Genomic DNA, 17,857 nt, shown 5'->3' with positions numbered 1-17,857 from the left:
ATCTATGCCGGTATTTATGACGTGCGTGTTCGCGCCGTCAATGCGGTGGACGTTTCATCACCGTGGGGCTATGCGCAGTCAACAACGCTGTCTGGCAAGATTGGCAAGCCGGGAACGCCGGTTAGCCTGATCGCGACAACAGATGTGGTGTGGGCCATCAACATCCAGTGGGGCTTCCCGGCTGGCTCTGGTGACACGGCTTATACCGAGATTGAAGTAGCGACTACCGCAGACGGCATGAATCCGCTGTTCCTGGCTAACGTTCCATATCCAGGCGTCAGCTATCAGCACGGGCCGATGCCTGCCGGTATACGCCGCTGGTACCGCGCGCGCCTGATAGACAAAATCGGCAATAAAGGTGACTGGACCGGATTTGTCGAAGGGGCCAGCAATACCAATGCCAACGACCTGATCGGTGATTCATTCCAGGAATTTATTGAATCGCCAGATGGTCAGGCGTTGCTTGATCCGATAATTACCGATCCGAAAGCACTGGCGGAAGACATTCTCGCTAACTACGACCACGTTGATCAGCAGTGGGCTAATTTTGGTGAAAACTCTGCTGGCATTCTCCAGGCGCAGAAAGTGGCCGCGGACGCTGAAAAATCAGTTGCCGAGTTACGGACGGATGTTGTTGCGCAGTTCGATCAGCAGCAGGCGGCTATCTCCGAGAAGATGACAGCGTATGCAGATGCGTCCGGCGGCTCAGCAATCTACACGTTGAAAGCGGGCATCAAGTACGGCGGAACCAATTACGACGCAGGCATGTCTGTCGCTGTCACCATTAACGGAACCGAAGTGGTCACGCGCTTTGCTGTAAACGCCAATCAGTTTGTTGTGGCAAGCGGCAGCGGCAATAACGTGTTTTCACCATTCATCATCAGAAATGGTCAGGTACTGATTAATCAGGCGTTCATCGGTGAGGGATGGATAGAGAATGCCATGATCGGCAGCTTTATTCAGTCCAACAACTTCGTTTCTGGTTCTGCTGGCTGGCGTTTGGATAAGTCTGGATTATTTGAAAGAAATGCGGCTAATGGTGCAGGGAGAGTGCTTGATAGTGGTGTTCTCAAATTAACTTACGACGGAAATGGAACATTACGCATCAGGGAAGGGCTCTGGTAAGGAGAATGTATGCCCGCAGGACTGCAATGCTGGGATGCCACCGGTAAAATGGTGGTTGATATAGGCGATTACAACACACGTTATTTAGGCAGAGCGTCTGCTTCAATCGATACGAACGCTGCTCAATTATTTGTGCCTTTCTCCGGTTCTACTCTAATTGGTTGCTTTGCAGTAATCGTAGGCGCTCAGTCAAATACACCCGGATTAGGCGCGGATAGTTATGAATTTGCGGCTCGATGTCTTAATGGCGGGGTGCAGGTAATAAGAGTTGGCGGCCCGAAATCTGTAACATTAACTTTGGACGTGTACGCTTTCATATGAGTGGATATCAAATATTTAATGCTGCTGGAGCACTTGTAATTGATTCCAATTATAAGGGCACATACTTCAGAGATACCATAGGTTATTCAAATTTAACTGACATAGGTTATTACGATATTAAATGTCAGCTTGGTAATTCCACTGATATGGGGTTTGTTACAGCAAGGCCGGGAAATGATGGTTCGCTCAAGTGGTTTAAGCCCAGCGAGGGATCAAGGTTCTTCTTTGCCGGGCAAGGTGACTGGATGACAGCTAATGCCGGTATCGTAGCAAGAACGAGAAGTGATATTCCCGTAGAGAGCGGATACAAAGATGTATTCAATGCTGCAGGTGAGCTGATCTGGTCAGCCGTTATGGCTGCAAAGATTCCTCGCATACTTGGCTTCTTTGACATCCCGGCAAACTATGATTTAGATAATGCTGTTTATTCTCAAAATATCGGGACCAATACATATATCCTTTCCAGTGCTCTTGCGTATGGGAATATTTTTGATGATGGAGGAACTAACACTGGATACTCGGGTATTTACTTCAGGTTTTCTGGTGGGGTTCTGCAATGCCAGTGGGTGAGTAAATTGCAGAATACTTGGGCATCTTCTTTCAAACCATATGGTTTAAGGATTCCATACGCAATCCTACCCAACCTGACATAAGTAAATTTGATCCCAAAGATCGTTTTCACGATTTGAACCAATTTCAAAATGGCGCTGTTATACCATAATTCTGGAGGGCAGCATGCGCAAACTTATTTTCTTATCTATTATATTATTTTCATCCTTGGCTAATGCCGCAAACGTAATCTCATATCCTGATCGACCGGAAAAACTCCGTATTGGCGGAGAGGTTAACGTGCTTTATGACGTAAGCAGTAGCGGAAGAACGGAAAATATTCGCCTTATCAGCGCTGATCCAGAATATGTTTTTGATCGAAGCGTGAAGAGGCAGGTTTCATTGTGGCGTTACCCAGAGGGTAAGCCCCAAAAAGACGTTTCACTTAAAGTAATTTTCAAAGCGAACTGAACATCACATTGATATAGCCCGGCCAAATGTGCCGGGCTTTTTTACGCCCGGAGAAAACTATGCCAGTAGGCACTATCGCTTTAACGAACGGTTCTAATGCTGTAACCGGCACAGGAACAAGCTTTACTACTGAGCTTAAGCAAGGTGACTTCGTTTACGTCACAGTGGGCAGCGCACCTTACACGCTGGTGGTTTCGTCCGTAACATCAAACACACAGTTAACTCTTTCAATTGCTTTCGATGGTCCAACTACATCAGGCCTTGCGTGGAATGCTGTTCCGGCATCAATGCAGGTGGCTATCACACAAAAAATCCTGAACGACTTCGCACAGGTTGCGCGCGGGCGCATTCTTGATTTCCAGAACTGGCAGAAAATTTACAGTGGAGATCAATCTGTAACTGTAACGCGCCCGGATCGTACCACTTTTACCGGTCCAAGCTGGGGCTACATGTCAACACAGTTTGGAAACAAGCTTGATAAGGCGCAGAACCTTAATGATCTGACAGACAAATCAACAGCTCGCACTAATCTTGGATTAGGTGAACTAGCAACATTTAATGGGCCCCTCTCTATAAATAAGGGCGGTACTGGTAGTGCATCTCCATTCGGGACAGCAGCTAATACATTCGCCCAGGGAAATGATTCAAGACTTGGAACAATAAATAACAAAACGGGCGGGACGTTGACAAGTGAAACAATTGTCAGAAAGACGATTACTTCGGTCAGCGGTACGCTAGTAAATGGCGGTTTGCTTTATCAGGGGACTATAGTAGATCAGAATGGAACAACAATCCGATCGAGTATTTTTCCTGAACTGAATAATGGACAGTTCTCACAGACAACTATCAGCAATTATGACTCGGGTTCGAACACGTCAAAATACTGGCAGTTCCGTAGTGACGGAAACGCATATGCTATAAACGGAACCTGGCAGAATAGCTCTGATAAAAGATTCAAGTCAGACTTGAAAGCTATTGATAATGCCTTAGCCAAAGTCAAATCGCTCACAGGTTACACGGGTAACAGGGATGGATCAAAATTCACGGGGCTTATAGCTCAGGATTTGCAGGCCGTACTGCCTGAGGCCGTATCTGTCATGGGTCCTTACACCCTCCAGAGCAACATTAATGGTATGAAAAAGGGAGAAATCATCCCTGATGCACTCGGTGTGGCGTACGGTGATACAGTTGGTTTGTTGGTAGAGGCGATAAAAGAGCTATCAGGAGTTATTGATAACCAAAACTCAGTGATATCAGAATTGCAGCAACGCTTGAAAGCTATAGATGGTCTGGACGCATAAAAAAGCCCCGGCGACGGGGCAGCTTAATACCGCGTCCATCTTCATGCAGGCTGCGGGTTTAACCTTGAGGTTAGACTATTTGAGCCGTTTCTCATGTGATCACCTTGCTGCAGGCGCACGTTAGAACTGCAGACCAAGGAGGCGTTATGGAAAACCTACTCAACAAAGAGGCTCAACATGAAGTGGCTCGCATAATCGGCGAAGCTGCGATAACCATTCTTGCAGAGAAGCGTCAGCTATCGAGAGATGCTCTGATGCAAGTGATTCTCGGTGAATCAAACCAAGAGCCCAACATAGCCAGAGACATCGCCCTGCATCTGCTTGAACGCTGACACCAGCCGGGCGGCATTGTCGCCCACCTAAAAATCCTTCCGCGCCAATCCCTTCCTAAAAACCATCATCAATCGACTTGATCGATCCTACCGATCGATATTACTGTATTTATATACAGCATCCATCAGGGAGGGAGATGACCATGCCCCGCGACTACGAAATTAGGATGGCCTTTAAGCAGGCTATGAAGCGAGATGCCTCAGGCCGCTTCACTATCAGCACGCTCGACTTTGTGAGCGAACTGGAACGGCTGAACTGGCATTACACGCTTCGCGCCGCCAATAGCTGGATAGAGATGCACACGACGACCTTCCGTGACATTTCAACGGCTGATGGCGATGAGCGCACCTTTCAGGTTTTCAATCCAAACGGCGGCATGTGATGTTTGCGCTCGTTGACGTGAACTCGTTTTACGCCAGCTGCGAGACGGTGTTCAGGCCTGATTTGCGCGGTAAGCCGGTTCTGGTGCTCAGCAACAACGACGGTTGTGTTATCGCCCGCAGCGCTGAAGTGAAAGAGCTGAAAATCCCGATGGGTGCGCCTTACTTCAAGCTAAAGGACGAAATCCGCCGGCACAAGATTCACGTGTTCAGCAGCAACTATGCGCTGTACGCCGACATGAGCAACCGGGTGATGACCATACTCGAAGATATGGCGCCTTCGGTTGAGGTCTATTCGATCGATGAGGCATTCATGGACGTCACCGGACTGGACAGACTGCAGTCATTCGATGAACTCGGCCGAAAGGTGAGAGCGCGAATAAAGCAGGAGGCGCACCTCACTGTTGGTGTTGGTATCGCACAGACAAAGACGCTGGCGAAACTGGCTAACCACGCTGCCAAAAAGTGGACGAAGACCGGCGGTGTTCTTGACCTGTCGGACGTTGGGCGCCAGCGAAAACTTATGGCGCTGATTGACGTTGAGGATGTATGGGGCGTCGGAAAGAGAATCGCCAAACGGCTAAAAATAATGGGCGTGAATACAGCCCTGGATTTAGCGGACAGCCCCATAAAGCTGATGCGCGATAACTTCACTGTCGTAATGGAAAGAACCATCCGCGAGCTGCGCGGCGAGCCATGCCTCGAGCTGGAAGAGTTCGCGCCGACTAAGCAGCAGATTGTCTGCTCACGTTCGTTTGGTTCGCGCATTACTGAATACGAGGACATGAGGCAGGCGGTTTGCTCGTACGCAGAACGCGCTGCTGAGAAGCTGAGGCGAGAACGCCAGTATTGCAGTCAGGTAGCTGTCTTCGTCCGAACAAGCCCACATGCAGAAGGTGAAGTGTTCTATGGCAACCAGGCCATGGGCAGACTCCTAACTCCAACAAATGACACGCGAGAAATAATACGCGTTGCCATGCAGGGGCTCGACCACATATGGCGCGACGGTTGCCGGTATATGAAAGCAGGCGTGATGCTGGGCGACTTTTACAGTCAGGGCGTGTCACAGCTCAATCTCTTTGATGAATTCAAGCCACAGGCTAACAGCGAATCGCTGATGCGTGTCGTTGACGGTCTCAACCAGAGCGGGAAGGGGAAATTATGGTTTGCAGGACAGGGTATTCAGAAATCCTGGGAGATGAAGCGCGAAATGTTGTCTCCGGCATACACCACCAGACTGTCGGACCTGCCAGTGGCGAAGTAACGTTTCTGCTTCAGCCGCTGCAGCACATCCTGTCTACGCGTGAGACTTCCAGCATGGTCGAGCTCAATGGCCGCAGGTGCATAATCGATAAGCAGCGTTACCCGGTAAATGGTGACACGGTGCTGATCGATATGTCAGGCATGTATGAGTGGGCGATGATCATGATTCATCCGCGGCGACTTATTACCGACGATGGCGCATTCCTGATGGATGACCTGCTGGAAGATATAGCGGTGGTGGGAGTGGTGACGCATGAGGTTACAACCTTGAACACAGACGATGAGGCGCCATTTTGATAAAGAAAAGCCCGGTAGTGGTGGCTAACCGGGCTTGCACTATCCTGTGCAAAACATTTCCAATGGAGTTGAGTCGTCAATACAGGGAAGTAAGAGCGACTTATTGAAAATAGACTCGCTCTTAAAAATAGCTAGCGAAGCGGTAAATTTATTCTGCAAAACTATAATCATATCTATGATTTATAAGGATTAATCTCAAAGCCAAAAGTAATCATTTACGATTATTAAAATAGGGAAAATTCAATTATATTCAGATGCTTATGTTATTTTTTGCAAGGTAATGCTGCGTCACCTGGAGTGGTTCGAAGCGGCTGACCTGATCGTTAAAGGTGTTGAAGGCGCTATCGCTAACAAAACCGTGACCTACGATTTCGAACGTCTGATGGACGGAGCTAAACTGCTGAAATGTTCAGAGTTTGGTGACGCGATCATCAACAACATGTAATAACTCATGTTATTGTCACCCCGATTTCCTGTCAGGAAGTTGGGGTGAATTAACCACCTCGAAATCTCTTCTGCAAAACTCCAGCAAAACCCTTCTGCAAAACTGGCTAAAAATCTCTCTAATTTAGACGGCCACTATCAGCCATTCTTTACCCCTGTCATCATTGTATTTGTCCGTTTGAACCTGATTTTTATGTCCAAGTAGGCGTTTTGTATCCATGCCTTGTTCACGGTAAAGACGTTCAGCAAGTGACCTTTGTTCGTGGAATGTTGGAGGGGTACCAGATTCCCACTCGATATTGGTCAATTTCCTAGCTTTGCTGAATCCAGTGGTGATAGAACTGATCGTCAGAGCTTCACCACGTTGTGCCTGAGAAGTAGTGTGATGGTGATGGATCACGAACTTACTCAGGATTCTGTCTCTACATCTCGAAATAACATCTTCAAGCGTCATATTTATCGAGCTGCAACGTAAAGATAAAGGGATTGCTAACTTAGTGCCGGTCTTCTCTTGCTGGATATGTAAGTGGCCATCCCAAATATCACTGAATTGCATCTTCGCGATATCCCCTAGGCGTTGACCTGTTACCAGAGCGAGCAGCATTGAATTCTGAACATAGTTCGGCAAGGCTGCGGCGGCATCAAAGATAGCAGTCCATTCTTCAAGATTAAGGCGTTCCCTCTGAACCTTATTACGGGGCATTCTCGTAGCGAGGGCAGGGTTATAACCAGGTGGAACTTCACCTGCATGTTGCGCCTCTTTATAAAGGTCAATCAGCACCATCCGCACAATCTGGGCCATACGGTTCTGCCCACGCTCTTTGTACTGGTCAAGAAGATCGGCGATTTCACGAACGGAAATATCATCGACACTCTTCAATCCAACTTCAGAAACAAAAACTTTTAGTGGTGCCAGCTTTTGCTTGTGAGTGTTGAACCGGATTTCTCCGGTCTCAAGTCGCTCTGCCTGAATTTCCAGATATTTTTCCACCCAAGCAGAAACAGAAATTCCCTTTTTCTGCTCCCGGCTTATCTCATCTCTTACTTTTAAAAGCTGCGCCATTTGACGTTCTGCCAACCTTGAGTTTGCTTCTATGGCAATTTGCTTTGCTGCGTCACCATCAGTTCCCAAGCCATGAAATTTTCCCGTCACAGGATGCTTGTACCTCCAGTAAACCTTTTGAGTACGAGCATCCGTGAAACAGGAGAGGCCGGGGATATTGACGTTATATTTCCTCGGTCTAGCCATCTTCTAATATCCTCTTGAGGAGTGGGCTATCACTATCCTTAGTCATGGGTTTCTCGATCCCCACGAATTTCGCATTACATTCAACACGCCAATGTCTGCCAACCTTACGGGCAGGGGGCGATATCATGCCATTTTTTGCAAACTTGTGGAGCGACGCCTTGCCGGGTATCGGCTTCCCAAATTCACTCTCAGCCCACTCTTCAAGAACTACCCAACGAGCCATAACGAACCTCCACGCATTACCTGCTGCAACAGGATTTCTTACTGTGACATGTCACAGTATTAATTTAGTTTCATGCCAGCCGCGATTAGCCCAGCACGCTGCTTCACCTTTGCATGGGCAATCCTGCACCGGCAGTTGATCGCCACACTTCCCACACTGCCGTTTACTGATTACCCGAATACGGCCACGCAAACGCGCATCATCCTGGCGAATCAGCAGCGCGATGTACTCAGTTGCATCATAGGGTTCGCGACCGGGGCGACGGGCGGCGCAGTTGTGCGCCAGCATCGCTAATTCCTGACTATCCAGAACCAGCTCCAGTTTCTGCTCACCGGCAGCGGCCTGCCTTGCGCGCTGGTCTTTCTTACGTTCTGCGGGTGATTTAGGCATCGCCGATCCCCATATCTTTGTTGGCTTCAGCTATAGCCCTTGCTAGCCGGAATTCTTCTGACGTAATGCGCTTAATTTCAACTGGGTGTACCGGGTAGGCCTTCAGAGGGCCATCATCAAGTGCCTGCAATTGACTCAGAATCAAGTTGGTTTCCCAATCCGAAAGCGTTCGAATATAACCCTGACCTGTTTCGGAGTCCGTGAAAACTACCGCTGCGGCTGTTGCTTGCATCACTTCACCTCCGGCCCGGTAATCAGCCTGATGGCTTCACGAAATGCAGCATCTGCACCACCTGTGGCACATATAGGCTCTATTGGTGCTGTGTGTGGGGCATTGAGGCGCTTCACTTCGGCAATGCAGGCGTTCCATCCCTCGTTGTGATAGAGCCTTCCATTAACGCCACTCTCCACCATCTCATCAGGCAACTTCAAAGCCGGGCTCGCAGGCTGGGTGAGTGCGGCAAGTGCCATCTCCATCAGTTCGACCATGTATCGCTTATCCGGAACGGCTTCGGCCGCATGCTTCCAGCGACGGATTTCAATTCTGCAAAGACCAGCTAACTCGTTTTTCTGCTCTTGGGTCATCATGCTTTCACCTCATACCCCTGTTTACGCAATGCTTCAGCGCAGTCGGTGATTCCTCTATTTCTGCCGCTTATCACATCATTACCCTCCCATGAGGAAATCAGTTGTGGCAACTCAATCGGCTTCTGCTCTGGCACTGGCGGCGCGTCATAAACATACCCGCCCTCCAGTCCCGCAACCATATGATTGCTTATGTAGCCTAGATGCCCATCAGCGGCGCATTTACGGCTGTAATTGCTGACGTAGCCAACAGGAACCGCCTCAAGGCTCGCCAGCGCCACTCTCGCCATATCCACCACCCAATCCAGATGGTCTTGCGGATTGTCGATAACGTCTTCGCAATGTGCTTTTAGTTGTGCGTTAGTCTTCATGCATCACCCTCCACGCGCTTAAACTCAATGACCCACACCCACGGGTTAGCCTGCCAGCTTTCATCGCCATAGATGGATTGCCACAATCCGCCAAAGTGGGAAACGGCAGTGTGTCCCATCTCTTCAACTTCGCGAGTGCCAGGCTTTAACCTCAGAGCCTCAAACGTACAACCTTCAGCCTTGGCATCCTCCTCTGTAATATCCCAAAGCCGCTCCACACGAACGCCGATAATCTCCAGAGTTATGCGGGAAGCCCAGCGCGGCATGTGGATGGATGGTGTCCAACCAACCATTTCGCTACCTTCCCAAGATGCGCGGTGAATACAATGCTCAGGCTTGCGATAGCGCTCAGGTATCATGCTCAGGGGTGAACCCTTACAGCCGTAAAACGACACATCAGCCCAACTACCATCACGCGGTGCGTCAGGCATCCACGTCTCACGCACCCACACCCGATCACCTACTGCACCGAACGGGCAACATTCACGGTAATAGCTCTGACTGTTTTCGTGCTGGTGGCCAGACTCAAGCGGGTAGCACTCACCAATGCTGGCAGCTGCATCGATCATCTTGAGTTGGCGAGGCGACAACATGCGTCGCGTCTGCGTCTTTCTGCCTTCCAGAACTGCACGAACCATTTCGGCGTTGAAGATAATTCCGCGCTCTTTCATGCTGCACCGCCTGAAGTTTTACGGTAATAACTAACTAAATTTGGATATTCGCCTGTTACTCGACGTTCGAGGTGGCCAGACTTCTCCAACCGGTCAAGGCGGTACTGTGGCCGATTGATTCGACTGCTCCAGCGGTCCATTAAGGTAAACCACTCATTCTCAGGCATAGCCGCAAGCGCTTCGCAATCAGAGGTTGTCAGGTCCTTAGCCATCACTCACCATCCTTAGCTGCGCGGAGTTGGGCGGCGAAGTCACGTGCACGCTTAGCCTCGGCATTGACCGACGCTACCCGAATTCTTGGCTGGTCAATCTCACGCATTTTTAGAGCTTGATAGCTCAGCGACTCAGCGTATTCTTCAACACCCTTCGCTTTTGCCTCCGCACGCACCTCGTTGAGGATGGCGTCAGTAGCTGGGGTTTCGGGCTTATAGATACCGGCGCAGGTGTAGACGCCAGTTCGCTTGCTCTCGATATAGCATTCGCCATCAATGTAATTTTTCAGCGCCAGATTTTCTGCTGCAAGCACATCAGAAAGAACAGTAATCACGTCAAGACGTGTAGCCAGGTCTGAGACCAGCTTGGCGATTTCAGTAAGTGGCGCATCTGCGCCCTGAGCTTTAGCAAATGCGTGACCAGCTGCCACGAGTTCTTTGTTAGTCATGTTGGTGGCCCTCAGTGAACGGTACGGCTTGCGCTGTTGAGGCGCTCGGCAGCTTTCTGGGCTGCGATTGGGTTACTGATCACTGAGGCGTCTGGCATAACCCAGCCGGCCAAAATAATGCTGTAGGGCAGGGTGATGATGCCCACGGTGATATGGTCCTTCGAATGCTTCATACATCCTCCACGCTTTTTTGGGTGTGTGAATCCCTTGCCATTGCTGGCAATAAATCACTGAGGGATTCATTTAATTGGCTGACAGGTTCTGCAAAACCTGTAGCCTCGTTACTCCACGTTGAAAGGTATTGCGGTGCCGGGTGCCTCCCGGAGCTCTGGCTGAACTGGCAATAACCAGAGCGGGTTTAGACTTTGAGCCTCAACCGATCGCGTAATCGTTTGGGCCAGTTCACCACACTCGCACTTGGTGCCATCACCACAATGGTTGAGAGCATTAATCGGTTCAGGAAGGTCTTCTGGAGTTTCCTTCGCCACAGAGAAATGCTCTCACCATTGTGTGCCGGTTACTGGTCCGGCTCGCTCAGCCTTGGCTTGCGAAGAGTCAAATTGTGGTCCTGCCTTGGTGAGCTCTGCGTGCGGCTGGAACAGGTAATTTCGCATCGCTCCCCACACTTTGTCTTATAGGCGGTGGGAATCCTTCGTATTGTGATGGCCGGTGCTGATCCCCGACATGCAGTGCGCCTTGTCCAGAGCGACGCCAGAAGGCAGATTGCTCGTAATTTCCCGCGTATCAGCCTACGCATTCACCACAACGTTGAGAGCACTTAACGCCTCTGTGACGCGGCTCGGTGCGCCCGTCAAATGCTCTCATCGTTGTGAAAAAGTGGCGGTTAAACCGGTCGAACACTATCTTCCCTCTCCTGATAGGGTTGAAAGCCCCGGAGAAACCGCCCAAACACTCAACGTTTAAAACACAGCCTTGTATTCCACATCCACTTCACAGCATTCGAACGTCATGACACCGGTATCTGCATCACAGATGAGTTCGGCATCAGGGAAGAGGTACAGGAAGGTGATCAAGTCCCGTAAGCTGGTGTCGGCCATTTGCTTGATCATCTTCACTGCGGCTACCTCATGTATACATCCGATGAGTTAAATATACTTGCGAGTATATTAAGTGTAAATACTCAAAGGTAAACAAATTGTACGCGCGGGTATATGGATATGAATTTTAAGATAATTTATTTATCGGCGAGATACTGAGGGCACAAAAAACCCGGTCTTGACCGGGTTAGAGGGGACTGATGATGGTTAAGGTAGGTTGGTGACTTTAGCATCCACTACAACCCCTATTATCCGGCAATTACCGTTGATTTCAGTCATAGGGTACTGCGGATTCAACGGCTTAAGAAATTTTCGACCTGCATCAATGACCAATTTTTTAAAGGTGGCTTCGTTCTCACTATCAAGCTTTGCGACTACAAGCTTGCCATTTCTGGCTTCAACCTCTGGATCAATCAGAATTGCCATGCCTTCGGGGATACTTAGCCCAGCTGGCGCTGTCATGGAATCACCTTTAACGTCTAGCCAGAATGAGCTCTCAGAGCAATCAACAGTTGTTTCATACCAGCGGTCGATACTTTTACGGTGATAGGGTTCTACAGCTTCCATCCATTGTCCTGCACTAACCCAGCTGATCACTGGAAAGTTTCCCTTGGGCTCGTTCGGGCCTGCATAGGCCACATTTGAATCTTTAGTGTTTGCTAAACCATCCAACCAACCGCGACTCAGGCCTAAAGAGTCTTCTATTTGACGTGCAGATTGCTCGCCAATATTGCGCTTGTTCGCCTTACCTGAAGGGTAAAGCATTCGAGAAACGACGGTCGCATCAAGGCCTGCAGCCTCTGCGAACTTCCGCTGAGTTTCATATCCATCAACCAGCTCTTGAAGCTTAAGTCGGCGGATTTCGTAGATGTCATGGCTTGGTTCGGTTTTCATACCAAGATCATACGAAAAATTACTCACAGGTAAATGACTCTCAGGTATTGAATAAAATATACTTGGGGGTATACTCACTTCATCAACCACTGGAGGCTTCATGGAAACGTTACGAACGTATCTGAACGGCCTTGCGCTGGGTAAGCAACGGGACTTCGCTGCAACTTGCGAAACTTCACTTGAATACCTCCGTAAGGCAATTAGTAAGGGTCAAAAATTAGGTCCGGCGTTATCAGTTCTGATCGAGATTAACTCAGCCGGCGCTGTAAGTAGAAAAGACCTTCATCCCGATGACTGGATGAAAATCTGGCCCGAACTGAATTCTAAAGCGACCGCCGCTTAGCGGTAACTACAACAGGAAGAATGAAATGGTAGACACCATTAACACAGCAATTCGCCTGATGTGCAAAGCACACCCACACGGTCGTTTAGGTATGGCTGCTGACATGGGCATGACCATCGACCAGTTCCACAACCACCTCTACCGCAAGTGCGGCAGTCGCTTTTTCTCGCTGGATGAGTTGCAGCAGATGGAAGACCTGTCACGCAGCACTTACCTGGCTGAGTACTTCGCGAATCGCAAAGGCCTGACGCTGGTGGATGTTTCAACCGTTGAGAAAGTGGACAAGGTTGATCTGTATGACATCGAGCTGCGCAACCAAGCCACTGCCGGGAAGCTGGCGATCGCTAAGCAGGAAGCGGTAGCAGACGGTGTTATTGACCAGAAGGAGCTTAAAACTCTGTCTGGATTGTTTCAGCAAAAGATGCGCGGCCAGATTCATGGCTTTCTTGGCTTCCTCGCGCTGTACGGCGTTGGCGTGACAGAGCATTCGGTAGACATGTTCATGTCCAACCGCAAAGCAGAAGTGGGCATGCAGATTCAGGCACAGGAATTATGAGATGGGTAGAGCAGAAAGGTTGAGCGCCCCAGTTTGCAGACCGGAGCGCTCGGCATCGTCAAATCAACTTGCGTGGAGAAGTAACGACATGAACAGCTTAATTCAAATAAGACCTTCAGTGCAATTCCGCTGCCGCGTGGAGGCTGGTCAGTTGCGGTATGAGCAAATATTACGCGTTGCAGGTCAGGCCGACAACTACCAGTCAGCAGAACCATTGGTAGTACAGAGTGCGTGGAATGATTTTTATCGTAATCAGGAGCCAGCCAAATGCGAATACTTGACCGCTGGTTCACTGATCGTCGGGGCATTCCTGTTCGCGTTATCCGCTGGGAGCCAGAATCAAACCGCGTTATTTACCTTCGCACTAATTACGAACATGGCGAGTGCTTCAGTCCTCTCCTCCAGTTCCAGCGCGACTTTCGGGAAATAGAGGCACCGCATGAGTTTACTTCTGAAGGTAAAACCGCTGGTAGTTAGCCCTGTACTTGCATGCCGTATCGGCCTCAATGAAGCGATCGTGCTTCAGCAGATTTGCTACTGGCTGGAGGACACCACATCTGGTGTTGAGCATGAAGGCCGCCGCTGGGTTTACAACACCATTGAAGACTGGAATGAGCAATTTCCGTGGTGGTCATCAGACACGGTAAAACGCGCTCTGACGTCGCTTAAAAAAAGCGGGCTTATCTACGTTGAGCAGTTAAAAAAGACGCAGCATGACCGTACAAATTTTTACGCGATTAACCACGCAAACCCACTGTTATCCGATGAGTGCAAATTGCCCTCATCGAAGGATGCAAATTGCACTCATCGAACAGGGCAAGATGCACCCATCGAACAGGGCAAATTAAACCCATCGATGGGGGCAAATTGCACTCGTCTTACAGAGAATACAACAGAGATTACTACAGAGATTACAGGTAAAGACCCTTGTCCGGTTTCTGCGAAACCCGACGATGAACAGGATGAGTTCAGGGTTCTTGATCATCTGAATCGGGCTGCTGGCCTGCGCTATCAGAAATCCCGCTCATCGCTCGGACCAATTCGCGGACGCCTGGCAGAAGATTTTACAGCCGAAGAGCTGATTCTCGCTGTGGATTACACGATCGCCAAATGGGCTGATGACGCCAAGATGCGCGATTACGTCCGCCCGGAAACAATCTTCCGACAGGGTAAATTTCCCGCGTACCTCGGCTCGGCTCAGGCATGGGAGCGCGCTGGCCGTCCGCCATGCATCAAGGGCAAGTGGCAGCGCGACACCACACAGGTGGCGAGCATGGATTATCAGATTCCTGACGGCTTCCGGGGGTAACGATGAACACTGAAACGCTGATTCTTACGCACCTGATGGCCTTTCCCGGCCAGACCCCGGCGCAGATCGCCAGAGCAATCGGGCGCACGCGTAGCACGGTGGTTTCCGCATTGCCGGTGATGACCGCTGTTGGTGATGTCTGGAGCGATGCCGAAGCCCATTACTTCACTGCAGAGCCAGCTGGCGAAGGCGACGAAAAATACATTGCCCTCTGCGACAAAGCCTACAGCCTGCAGGAGCGCAATCTGTGGAACCGCGCCGCCAATGTCTGGCAGCAGGCGCAGCAGTCAACCCGCAAAGCTGGTCTCCGTGAGAAAGCGCGAATCCGGGCAAACATGTGTGTGGCGAAGGCCAAAGAGCGTGACCCGAAGCCTCTGCCTGATCCGTTCTGCGTGCGAGGTAAACGTCGATGATGGCAGCCATCAAAGCGCACTACTGGCGCAACGAAGATTACTACCGTGGCATTCGTGTGGCGGTCCTGATGATTACCGGTTTAGTTATTGCCCTGATATGGGAGTTGAAAACAGCATGAGCAATTTGCTTCAGGTTTACAAAAACAAAGACGACAACGAAACCGACATCACGGTGCGTAAAACCTACCTGCTGGGCGTTAGTGAGTTGTATATCGAACCTGGTTACAACGTTCGCGATATCGATCAGGCTCACGTCGAAGAATTCCGCGATGCGTACATTGCCGGTGAGAACGTTCCACCCCTGACAGTTCAGGTTACAGCGCAGGGTGTGAAGGTGATCGACGGTCACCACCGCTATCACGGCGCGAAGCTGGCGAAAGAGGCTGGCTTTGATATCCGCCTTGAGTGCAAAGATTTCGTAGGCAACGAGGCCGAGCGCATCGCCTTCATGGTGACGAGCAGTCAAGGCCGCCCACTAGAGCCGCTGGAACGCGCTGCAGCATACCAGAGGCTGAAAAATCAGGGCTGGGAACCGGCAGAAATCGCGAAGAAAGTTAAACGCTCCCCGTCAGACATCGATCACCATCTGGCGTTGCTGACCGTAGGTGATGGCTTAATCGAAATGGTTAAGACCGGAGAGGTTGCAGCGACAACTGCAGTAGCTATGGTTCGCGAGCATGGCGCGAAGGCTGAGACGGTCGCCAAAACGCAGCTGGCAAAAGCGAAGGCGGGTGGTAAGAAGAAACTGACGCGCTCTGCTGCCATTCCACAATTTAGCCCTCTGCGTGCCAATCGCTTACTTGAATTGCTGGTTAACGTGAAGTTTGACCATGAGCCAGATGGCGAATTGACGATTTACGTATCACCAGAGTATTCCAAAGAATTCTCAAAAATCATGGGTGAGTTTCAGCAATTTCAGCGGGACCAGAACCCGGAGGGCGCGTAATGCCTTACCAGCTCATCTATGCCGATCCACCGTGGCAATACAACAACAGCGCCAGCAATGGTGCTGCTGCAGACCACTACAACACCATGACAATGACTGACCTTAAGCGCCTGCCCGTGTGGGCGCTTGCTGAGGAAAACGCGGTGCTGGCGATGTGGTACACCGGCACCCACAACCAGGAGGCGCGCGAACTGGCTGAGTCGTGGGGATTCCGTGTCCGCACCATGAAGGGGTTTACCTGGGTGAAGATGAACCAGCGCGCAGAAGATCGCTTCAACCGCGCGCTGACTGAACAGACCATTCACGACTTCACCGACCTGCTGGAGATGCTGAACGCAGAAACCCGCATGAACGGCGGCAACCACACCCGCAGCAATACAGAGGATGTGCTGATTGCCACGCGCGGTAACGGACTGGAACGCGCCAGCGCATCGGTAAAGCAGGTTGTGTATTCATGCCTGGGCGAACACAGCGCTAAGCCGTGGGAAGTGAGAAACCGTCTGGAGCAACTTTATGGTGACGTGTCACGCATTGAGCTGTTTGCGCGAACCGCCGCCGATGGCTGGGATTGCTGGGGCAACCAGTGTGACAGCAGCGTGCAACTGATCGTCGGGAGGGTGGCATGAACAAATTAACCAAAGAGCAGGCAATTATTCTCACAGGGTTTACAGGAATTCTTCATGGTTCATTCAGTGATTTCCATGGCGATGTTGAAAATCGCTTGGGCCGTCCGGTATGGACGCACGAGTTCGTTGCCATGAGCGATGAGTTGAAAGAGCTATATCGGAAAGATTTTATCGAGATGCAACCGAATGCTGATGCACCGCAATCCCCAACGGACACCTACCGGCAGATTGAAAATGATGGATGGATTGAGTGGAAGGGCGGCAAATGCCCGGAGGCATACAGTACAGAAATTCAAGTCAAATACCGTGATGGAATGGGCATGGAAGATGCTGCCGGTGATTTTAGCTGGACTCATGATAACGAGCCGGATGACATCATCGCCTATCGGGTGATTGAAAATGATGGGAGCGCCAAATGAAAACTTTCTATGTTGACTGGCTGACACCTTGCCGTAAGTGCGGAAAGAAAGATGCCGAAGTCAAAACAATACACGGCAGCCGCACAAGGCTTTGGGAAGATGATGGAGTTAAGTGCCGTAACTGCGGGCTTACCGGCATTGTGCAGGCATTAGAGGGCCATGCCTGGTGTTTATGGGACGAGGTTGAAAATGATGGTAGGGAAGGATGAGTGTTAAAGGCGATGCATATTACATTTCAGCTGTGCAGGGCGCAGCGGATGAAATCAGTTTCAAAGGTAGTTTCGACTGCCAGATTAGCGCCATGAACGGCAGGTTCGGTATCACCCTTTTCGATGAACATTACGATGCAGGCGAAGGCGATATTTCTGACGCGGCAAACCTTGCGCTGGCAACGCTTCATGAAATTTCGAGCGTTCACGGTAAGCATCTCGCTATGTATCGAATGCAGGCGGATGTGAGCACTAAAGACCTGAGCGGCGTGATGTCTATCAGGATGGTCGAGGAGAAGCCATGAACCAGTTCACCAACCATCAAACCAGCGGCGATGATTGCCGTGAAAGTGGAGTGGAGCAAACAAAAAACGGGAGTGCTGAATGATCCGAGGTTACCAAGCAGTAAATCAGCAGGGCACTCCAAATCCGCCGCCCAAGAACCCGAAT

The 17,857-nt window shown here is 50.3% G+C and carries 32 protein-coding genes; 21 read left to right on the top strand and 11 right to left on the bottom strand.

Annotation, left to right across the window (positions count from 1 at the left end):
* The 10 genes from RTM06_RS08495 to RTM06_RS08450 form a co-directional block, all read left to right on the top strand.
* Positions 1-1,125, top strand: a 1,125-nt coding sequence (locus RTM06_RS08495; protein WP_312181389.1) for a DUF1983 domain-containing protein, incomplete at its 5' end; no start/stop codon positions are given.
* A 9-nt stretch (positions 1,126-1,134) separates the two neighbouring features.
* A complete protein-coding gene (locus RTM06_RS08490; protein ID WP_312181296.1) occupies positions 1,135-1,446 on the top strand; it encodes a hypothetical protein in 312 nt (103 codons plus the stop codon).
* A complete protein-coding gene (locus RTM06_RS08485; RefSeq protein WP_312181294.1) occupies positions 1,443-2,099 on the top strand; it encodes a hypothetical protein in 657 nt (218 codons plus the stop codon). Before RTM06_RS08490 ends, RTM06_RS08485 begins: the two co-directional genes overlap by 4 nt.
* A gap of 82 nt (positions 2,100-2,181) precedes the next feature.
* Positions 2,182-2,466 (top strand): TonB family protein, encoded by a 285-nt coding sequence (locus RTM06_RS08480; protein ID WP_312181292.1) that lies wholly within the window; start codon positions 2,182-2,184, stop codon positions 2,464-2,466.
* A 59-nt stretch (positions 2,467-2,525) separates the two neighbouring features.
* Positions 2,526-3,767: a tail fiber domain-containing protein gene (locus RTM06_RS08475; protein WP_312181290.1), complete on the top strand. Its 1,242-nt coding sequence runs from the start codon at positions 2,526-2,528 to the stop codon at positions 3,765-3,767.
* 146 nt (positions 3,768-3,913) lie between these two features.
* Positions 3,914-4,099 carry a hypothetical protein gene (locus RTM06_RS08470; RefSeq protein ID WP_312181288.1) on the top strand — a complete coding sequence of 62 codons (186 nt, stop codon included), beginning with the start codon at positions 3,914-3,916 and terminating at the stop codon, positions 4,097-4,099.
* A gap of 143 nt (positions 4,100-4,242) precedes the next feature.
* The gene (locus RTM06_RS08465; protein ID WP_222182926.1) at positions 4,243-4,482 is read left to right on the top strand and encodes a DNA polymerase V; all 240 of its coding nucleotides are present in this window, start codon (positions 4,243-4,245) and stop codon (positions 4,480-4,482) included.
* A complete protein-coding gene (umuC, locus tag RTM06_RS08460; protein WP_312181286.1) occupies positions 4,482-5,744 on the top strand; it encodes a translesion error-prone DNA polymerase V subunit UmuC in 1,263 nt (420 codons plus the stop codon). Before RTM06_RS08465 ends, umuC begins: the two co-directional genes overlap by 1 nt.
* Before the next feature lie 53 nt (positions 5,745-5,797).
* On the top strand, positions 5,798-6,040 hold the full coding sequence (locus RTM06_RS08455; RefSeq protein WP_312181284.1) for a hypothetical protein: 243 nt from the start codon (positions 5,798-5,800) through the stop codon (positions 6,038-6,040).
* Positions 6,041-6,260: 220 nt separating this feature from the next.
* On the top strand, positions 6,261-6,485 hold the full coding sequence (locus tag RTM06_RS08450; protein WP_312181391.1) for an isocitrate/isopropylmalate family dehydrogenase: 225 nt from the start codon (positions 6,261-6,263) through the stop codon (positions 6,483-6,485).
* A 123-nt stretch (positions 6,486-6,608) separates the two neighbouring features.
* Here the strand turns inward: RTM06_RS08450 and RTM06_RS08445 are convergent, their stop codons facing one another.
* The 11 genes from RTM06_RS08445 to RTM06_RS08395 form a co-directional block, all read right to left on the bottom strand.
* Complete coding sequence (locus RTM06_RS08445; RefSeq protein WP_309835128.1) at positions 6,609-7,733, bottom strand: phage integrase Arm DNA-binding domain-containing protein; 1,125 nt, start codon at positions 7,731-7,733, stop codon at positions 6,609-6,611.
* On the bottom strand, positions 7,726-7,956 hold the full coding sequence (locus RTM06_RS08440; protein WP_061716907.1) for an excisionase: 231 nt from the start codon (positions 7,954-7,956) through the stop codon (positions 7,726-7,728). Before RTM06_RS08440 ends, RTM06_RS08445 begins: the two co-directional genes overlap by 8 nt.
* A gap of 51 nt (positions 7,957-8,007) precedes the next feature.
* Positions 8,008-8,346: a hypothetical protein gene (locus tag RTM06_RS08435; protein WP_312181381.1), complete on the bottom strand. Its 339-nt coding sequence runs from the start codon at positions 8,344-8,346 to the stop codon at positions 8,008-8,010.
* Entirely contained in the window at positions 8,339-8,578 is a 240-nt protein-coding gene (locus tag RTM06_RS08430) for a hypothetical protein (RefSeq protein ID WP_312181379.1), read from the bottom strand. Before RTM06_RS08430 ends, RTM06_RS08435 begins: the two co-directional genes overlap by 8 nt.
* Positions 8,578-8,934, bottom strand: a complete 357-nt coding sequence (locus tag RTM06_RS08425) for a hypothetical protein (protein ID WP_312181377.1) — start codon at positions 8,932-8,934, stop codon at positions 8,578-8,580. Before RTM06_RS08425 ends, RTM06_RS08430 begins: the two co-directional genes overlap by 1 nt.
* Positions 8,931-9,302, bottom strand: a complete 372-nt coding sequence (locus RTM06_RS08420; protein ID WP_312181375.1) for a hypothetical protein — start codon at positions 9,300-9,302, stop codon at positions 8,931-8,933. The genes RTM06_RS08425 and RTM06_RS08420 overlap by 4 nt, the downstream gene beginning before the upstream one ends.
* A complete protein-coding gene (locus RTM06_RS08415) occupies positions 9,299-9,973 on the bottom strand; it encodes a hypothetical protein (protein ID WP_312181374.1) in 675 nt (224 codons plus the stop codon). Before RTM06_RS08415 ends, RTM06_RS08420 begins: the two co-directional genes overlap by 4 nt.
* 211 nt (positions 9,974-10,184) lie before the next feature.
* Entirely contained in the window at positions 10,185-10,634 is a 450-nt protein-coding gene (locus tag RTM06_RS08410) for a hypothetical protein (RefSeq protein WP_312181372.1), read from the bottom strand.
* Between the two features lie 11 nt (positions 10,635-10,645).
* Complete coding sequence (locus RTM06_RS08405) at positions 10,646-10,807, bottom strand: DUF1317 family protein (protein WP_293797109.1); 162 nt, start codon at positions 10,805-10,807, stop codon at positions 10,646-10,648.
* Positions 10,808-11,554: 747 nt separating this feature from the next.
* A complete protein-coding gene (locus RTM06_RS08400) occupies positions 11,555-11,704 on the bottom strand; it encodes a hypothetical protein (protein WP_312181368.1) in 150 nt (49 codons plus the stop codon).
* Positions 11,705-11,899: 195 nt separating this feature from the next.
* The gene (locus RTM06_RS08395) at positions 11,900-12,586 is read right to left on the bottom strand and encodes a LexA family protein (protein ID WP_192413794.1); all 687 of its coding nucleotides are present in this window, start codon (positions 12,584-12,586) and stop codon (positions 11,900-11,902) included.
* A 100-nt stretch (positions 12,587-12,686) separates the two neighbouring features.
* Here RTM06_RS08395 and RTM06_RS08390 point away from each other — a divergent pair, with 100 nt between their 5' ends.
* From RTM06_RS08390 to RTM06_RS08340, 11 genes are all read left to right on the top strand, one after another.
* Positions 12,687-12,929: a Cro/Cl family transcriptional regulator gene (locus RTM06_RS08390; RefSeq protein WP_277977413.1), complete on the top strand. Its 243-nt coding sequence runs from the start codon at positions 12,687-12,689 to the stop codon at positions 12,927-12,929.
* A gap of 25 nt (positions 12,930-12,954) precedes the next feature.
* The gene (locus RTM06_RS08385) at positions 12,955-13,485 is read left to right on the top strand and encodes a YmfL family putative regulatory protein (protein ID WP_312181366.1); all 531 of its coding nucleotides are present in this window, start codon (positions 12,955-12,957) and stop codon (positions 13,483-13,485) included.
* A gap of 267 nt (positions 13,486-13,752) precedes the next feature.
* Positions 13,753-13,962, top strand: coding sequence for a DUF4222 domain-containing protein (locus RTM06_RS08380; RefSeq protein WP_073980770.1), 210 nt, complete (start codon positions 13,753-13,755; stop codon positions 13,960-13,962).
* Complete coding sequence (locus RTM06_RS08375) at positions 13,925-14,794, top strand: conserved phage C-terminal domain-containing protein (protein ID WP_312181363.1); 870 nt, start codon at positions 13,925-13,927, stop codon at positions 14,792-14,794. Before RTM06_RS08380 ends, RTM06_RS08375 begins: the two co-directional genes overlap by 38 nt.
* A gap of 2 nt (positions 14,795-14,796) precedes the next feature.
* The gene (locus RTM06_RS08370) at positions 14,797-15,207 is read left to right on the top strand and encodes a helix-turn-helix domain-containing protein (protein WP_312181361.1); all 411 of its coding nucleotides are present in this window, start codon (positions 14,797-14,799) and stop codon (positions 15,205-15,207) included.
* Complete coding sequence (locus tag RTM06_RS08365) at positions 15,204-15,326, top strand: hypothetical protein (RefSeq protein WP_312181359.1); 123 nt, start codon at positions 15,204-15,206, stop codon at positions 15,324-15,326. The genes RTM06_RS08370 and RTM06_RS08365 overlap by 4 nt, the downstream gene beginning before the upstream one ends.
* Entirely contained in the window at positions 15,323-16,153 is an 831-nt protein-coding gene (locus tag RTM06_RS08360) for a DNA-binding protein (RefSeq protein ID WP_312181357.1), read from the top strand. The genes RTM06_RS08365 and RTM06_RS08360 overlap by 4 nt, the downstream gene beginning before the upstream one ends.
* Positions 16,153-16,779 carry an MT-A70 family methyltransferase gene (locus RTM06_RS08355; RefSeq protein ID WP_312181355.1) on the top strand — a complete coding sequence of 209 codons (627 nt, stop codon included), beginning with the start codon at positions 16,153-16,155 and terminating at the stop codon, positions 16,777-16,779. Before RTM06_RS08360 ends, RTM06_RS08355 begins: the two co-directional genes overlap by 1 nt.
* Entirely contained in the window at positions 16,776-17,198 is a 423-nt protein-coding gene (locus tag RTM06_RS08350) for a hypothetical protein (RefSeq protein WP_312181353.1), read from the top strand. The genes RTM06_RS08355 and RTM06_RS08350 overlap by 4 nt, the downstream gene beginning before the upstream one ends.
* Positions 17,195-17,407 carry a hypothetical protein gene (locus RTM06_RS08345; RefSeq protein WP_312181351.1) on the top strand — a complete coding sequence of 71 codons (213 nt, stop codon included), beginning with the start codon at positions 17,195-17,197 and terminating at the stop codon, positions 17,405-17,407. Before RTM06_RS08350 ends, RTM06_RS08345 begins: the two co-directional genes overlap by 4 nt.
* On the top strand, positions 17,404-17,712 hold the full coding sequence (locus tag RTM06_RS08340) for a hypothetical protein (protein ID WP_312181349.1): 309 nt from the start codon (positions 17,404-17,406) through the stop codon (positions 17,710-17,712). Before RTM06_RS08345 ends, RTM06_RS08340 begins: the two co-directional genes overlap by 4 nt.
* The last annotated feature ends 145 nt before the right edge of the window (positions 17,713-17,857 follow it).

The organism is Pantoea sp. CTOTU46764, from assembly GCF_031974595.1.
Lineage (GTDB): Bacteria > Pseudomonadota > Gammaproteobacteria > Enterobacterales > Enterobacteriaceae > Pantoea > Pantoea trifolii.
The sequence above is the reverse complement of the archived record's forward strand: the minus strand, read 5'-3'. Positions and strand labels throughout refer to the sequence as shown.

Bases quoted from the DNA above. Each gene is read 5' to 3' on its own strand.
- RTM06_RS08365 (WP_312181359.1), top strand. From the start codon at position 15,204: ATGATGGCAGCCATCAAAGCGCACTACTGGCGCAACGAAGATTACTAC.
- RTM06_RS08425 (WP_312181377.1), bottom strand. From the start codon at position 8,934: ATGATGACCCAAGAGCAGAAAAACGAGTTAGCTGGTCTTTGCAGAATT.
- umuC (WP_312181286.1), top strand. From the start codon at position 4,482: ATGTTTGCGCTCGTTGACGTGAACTCGTTTTACGCCAGCTGCGAGACG.
- RTM06_RS08405 (WP_293797109.1), bottom strand. From the start codon at position 10,807: ATGAAGCATTCGAAGGACCATATCACCGTGGGCATCATCACCCTGCCC.
- RTM06_RS08420 (WP_312181375.1), bottom strand. From the start codon at position 9,302: ATGAAGACTAACGCACAACTAAAAGCACATTGCGAAGACGTTATCGAC.
- RTM06_RS08400 (WP_312181368.1), bottom strand. From the start codon at position 11,704: ATGATCAAGCAAATGGCCGACACCAGCTTACGGGACTTGATCACCTTC.
- RTM06_RS08465 (WP_222182926.1), top strand. From the start codon at position 4,243: ATGCCCCGCGACTACGAAATTAGGATGGCCTTTAAGCAGGCTATGAAG.
- RTM06_RS08345 (WP_312181351.1), top strand. From the start codon at position 17,195: ATGAAAACTTTCTATGTTGACTGGCTGACACCTTGCCGTAAGTGCGGA.
- RTM06_RS08480 (WP_312181292.1), top strand. From the start codon at position 2,182: ATGCGCAAACTTATTTTCTTATCTATTATATTATTTTCATCCTTGGCT.
- RTM06_RS08440 (WP_061716907.1), bottom strand. From the start codon at position 7,956: ATGGCTCGTTGGGTAGTTCTTGAAGAGTGGGCTGAGAGTGAATTTGGG.
- RTM06_RS08370 (WP_312181361.1), top strand. From the start codon at position 14,797: ATGAACACTGAAACGCTGATTCTTACGCACCTGATGGCCTTTCCCGGC.
- RTM06_RS08395 (WP_192413794.1), bottom strand. From the start codon at position 12,586: ATGAAAACCGAACCAAGCCATGACATCTACGAAATCCGCCGACTTAAG.
- RTM06_RS08475 (WP_312181290.1), top strand. From the start codon at position 2,526: ATGCCAGTAGGCACTATCGCTTTAACGAACGGTTCTAATGCTGTAACC.
- RTM06_RS08445 (WP_309835128.1), bottom strand. From the start codon at position 7,733: ATGGCTAGACCGAGGAAATATAACGTCAATATCCCCGGCCTCTCCTGT.
- RTM06_RS08455 (WP_312181284.1), top strand. From the start codon at position 5,798: ATGGTCGAGCTCAATGGCCGCAGGTGCATAATCGATAAGCAGCGTTAC.
- RTM06_RS08350 (WP_312181353.1), top strand. From the start codon at position 16,776: ATGAACAAATTAACCAAAGAGCAGGCAATTATTCTCACAGGGTTTACA.
- RTM06_RS08375 (WP_312181363.1), top strand. From the start codon at position 13,925: ATGAGTTTACTTCTGAAGGTAAAACCGCTGGTAGTTAGCCCTGTACTT.
- RTM06_RS08415 (WP_312181374.1), bottom strand. From the start codon at position 9,973: ATGAAAGAGCGCGGAATTATCTTCAACGCCGAAATGGTTCGTGCAGTT.
- RTM06_RS08410 (WP_312181372.1), bottom strand. From the start codon at position 10,634: ATGACTAACAAAGAACTCGTGGCAGCTGGTCACGCATTTGCTAAAGCT.
- RTM06_RS08360 (WP_312181357.1), top strand. From the start codon at position 15,323: ATGAGCAATTTGCTTCAGGTTTACAAAAACAAAGACGACAACGAAACC.
- RTM06_RS08485 (WP_312181294.1), top strand. From the start codon at position 1,443: ATGAGTGGATATCAAATATTTAATGCTGCTGGAGCACTTGTAATTGAT.
- RTM06_RS08430 (WP_312181379.1), bottom strand. From the start codon at position 8,578: ATGCAAGCAACAGCCGCAGCGGTAGTTTTCACGGACTCCGAAACAGGT.
- RTM06_RS08390 (WP_277977413.1), top strand. From the start codon at position 12,687: ATGGAAACGTTACGAACGTATCTGAACGGCCTTGCGCTGGGTAAGCAA.
- RTM06_RS08340 (WP_312181349.1), top strand. From the start codon at position 17,404: ATGAGTGTTAAAGGCGATGCATATTACATTTCAGCTGTGCAGGGCGCA.
- RTM06_RS08435 (WP_312181381.1), bottom strand. From the start codon at position 8,346: ATGCCTAAATCACCCGCAGAACGTAAGAAAGACCAGCGCGCAAGGCAG.
- RTM06_RS08490 (WP_312181296.1), top strand. From the start codon at position 1,135: ATGCCCGCAGGACTGCAATGCTGGGATGCCACCGGTAAAATGGTGGTT.
- RTM06_RS08380 (WP_073980770.1), top strand. From the start codon at position 13,753: ATGCGAATACTTGACCGCTGGTTCACTGATCGTCGGGGCATTCCTGTT.
- RTM06_RS08470 (WP_312181288.1), top strand. From the start codon at position 3,914: ATGGAAAACCTACTCAACAAAGAGGCTCAACATGAAGTGGCTCGCATA.
- RTM06_RS08355 (WP_312181355.1), top strand. From the start codon at position 16,153: ATGCCTTACCAGCTCATCTATGCCGATCCACCGTGGCAATACAACAAC.
- RTM06_RS08385 (WP_312181366.1), top strand. From the start codon at position 12,955: ATGGTAGACACCATTAACACAGCAATTCGCCTGATGTGCAAAGCACAC.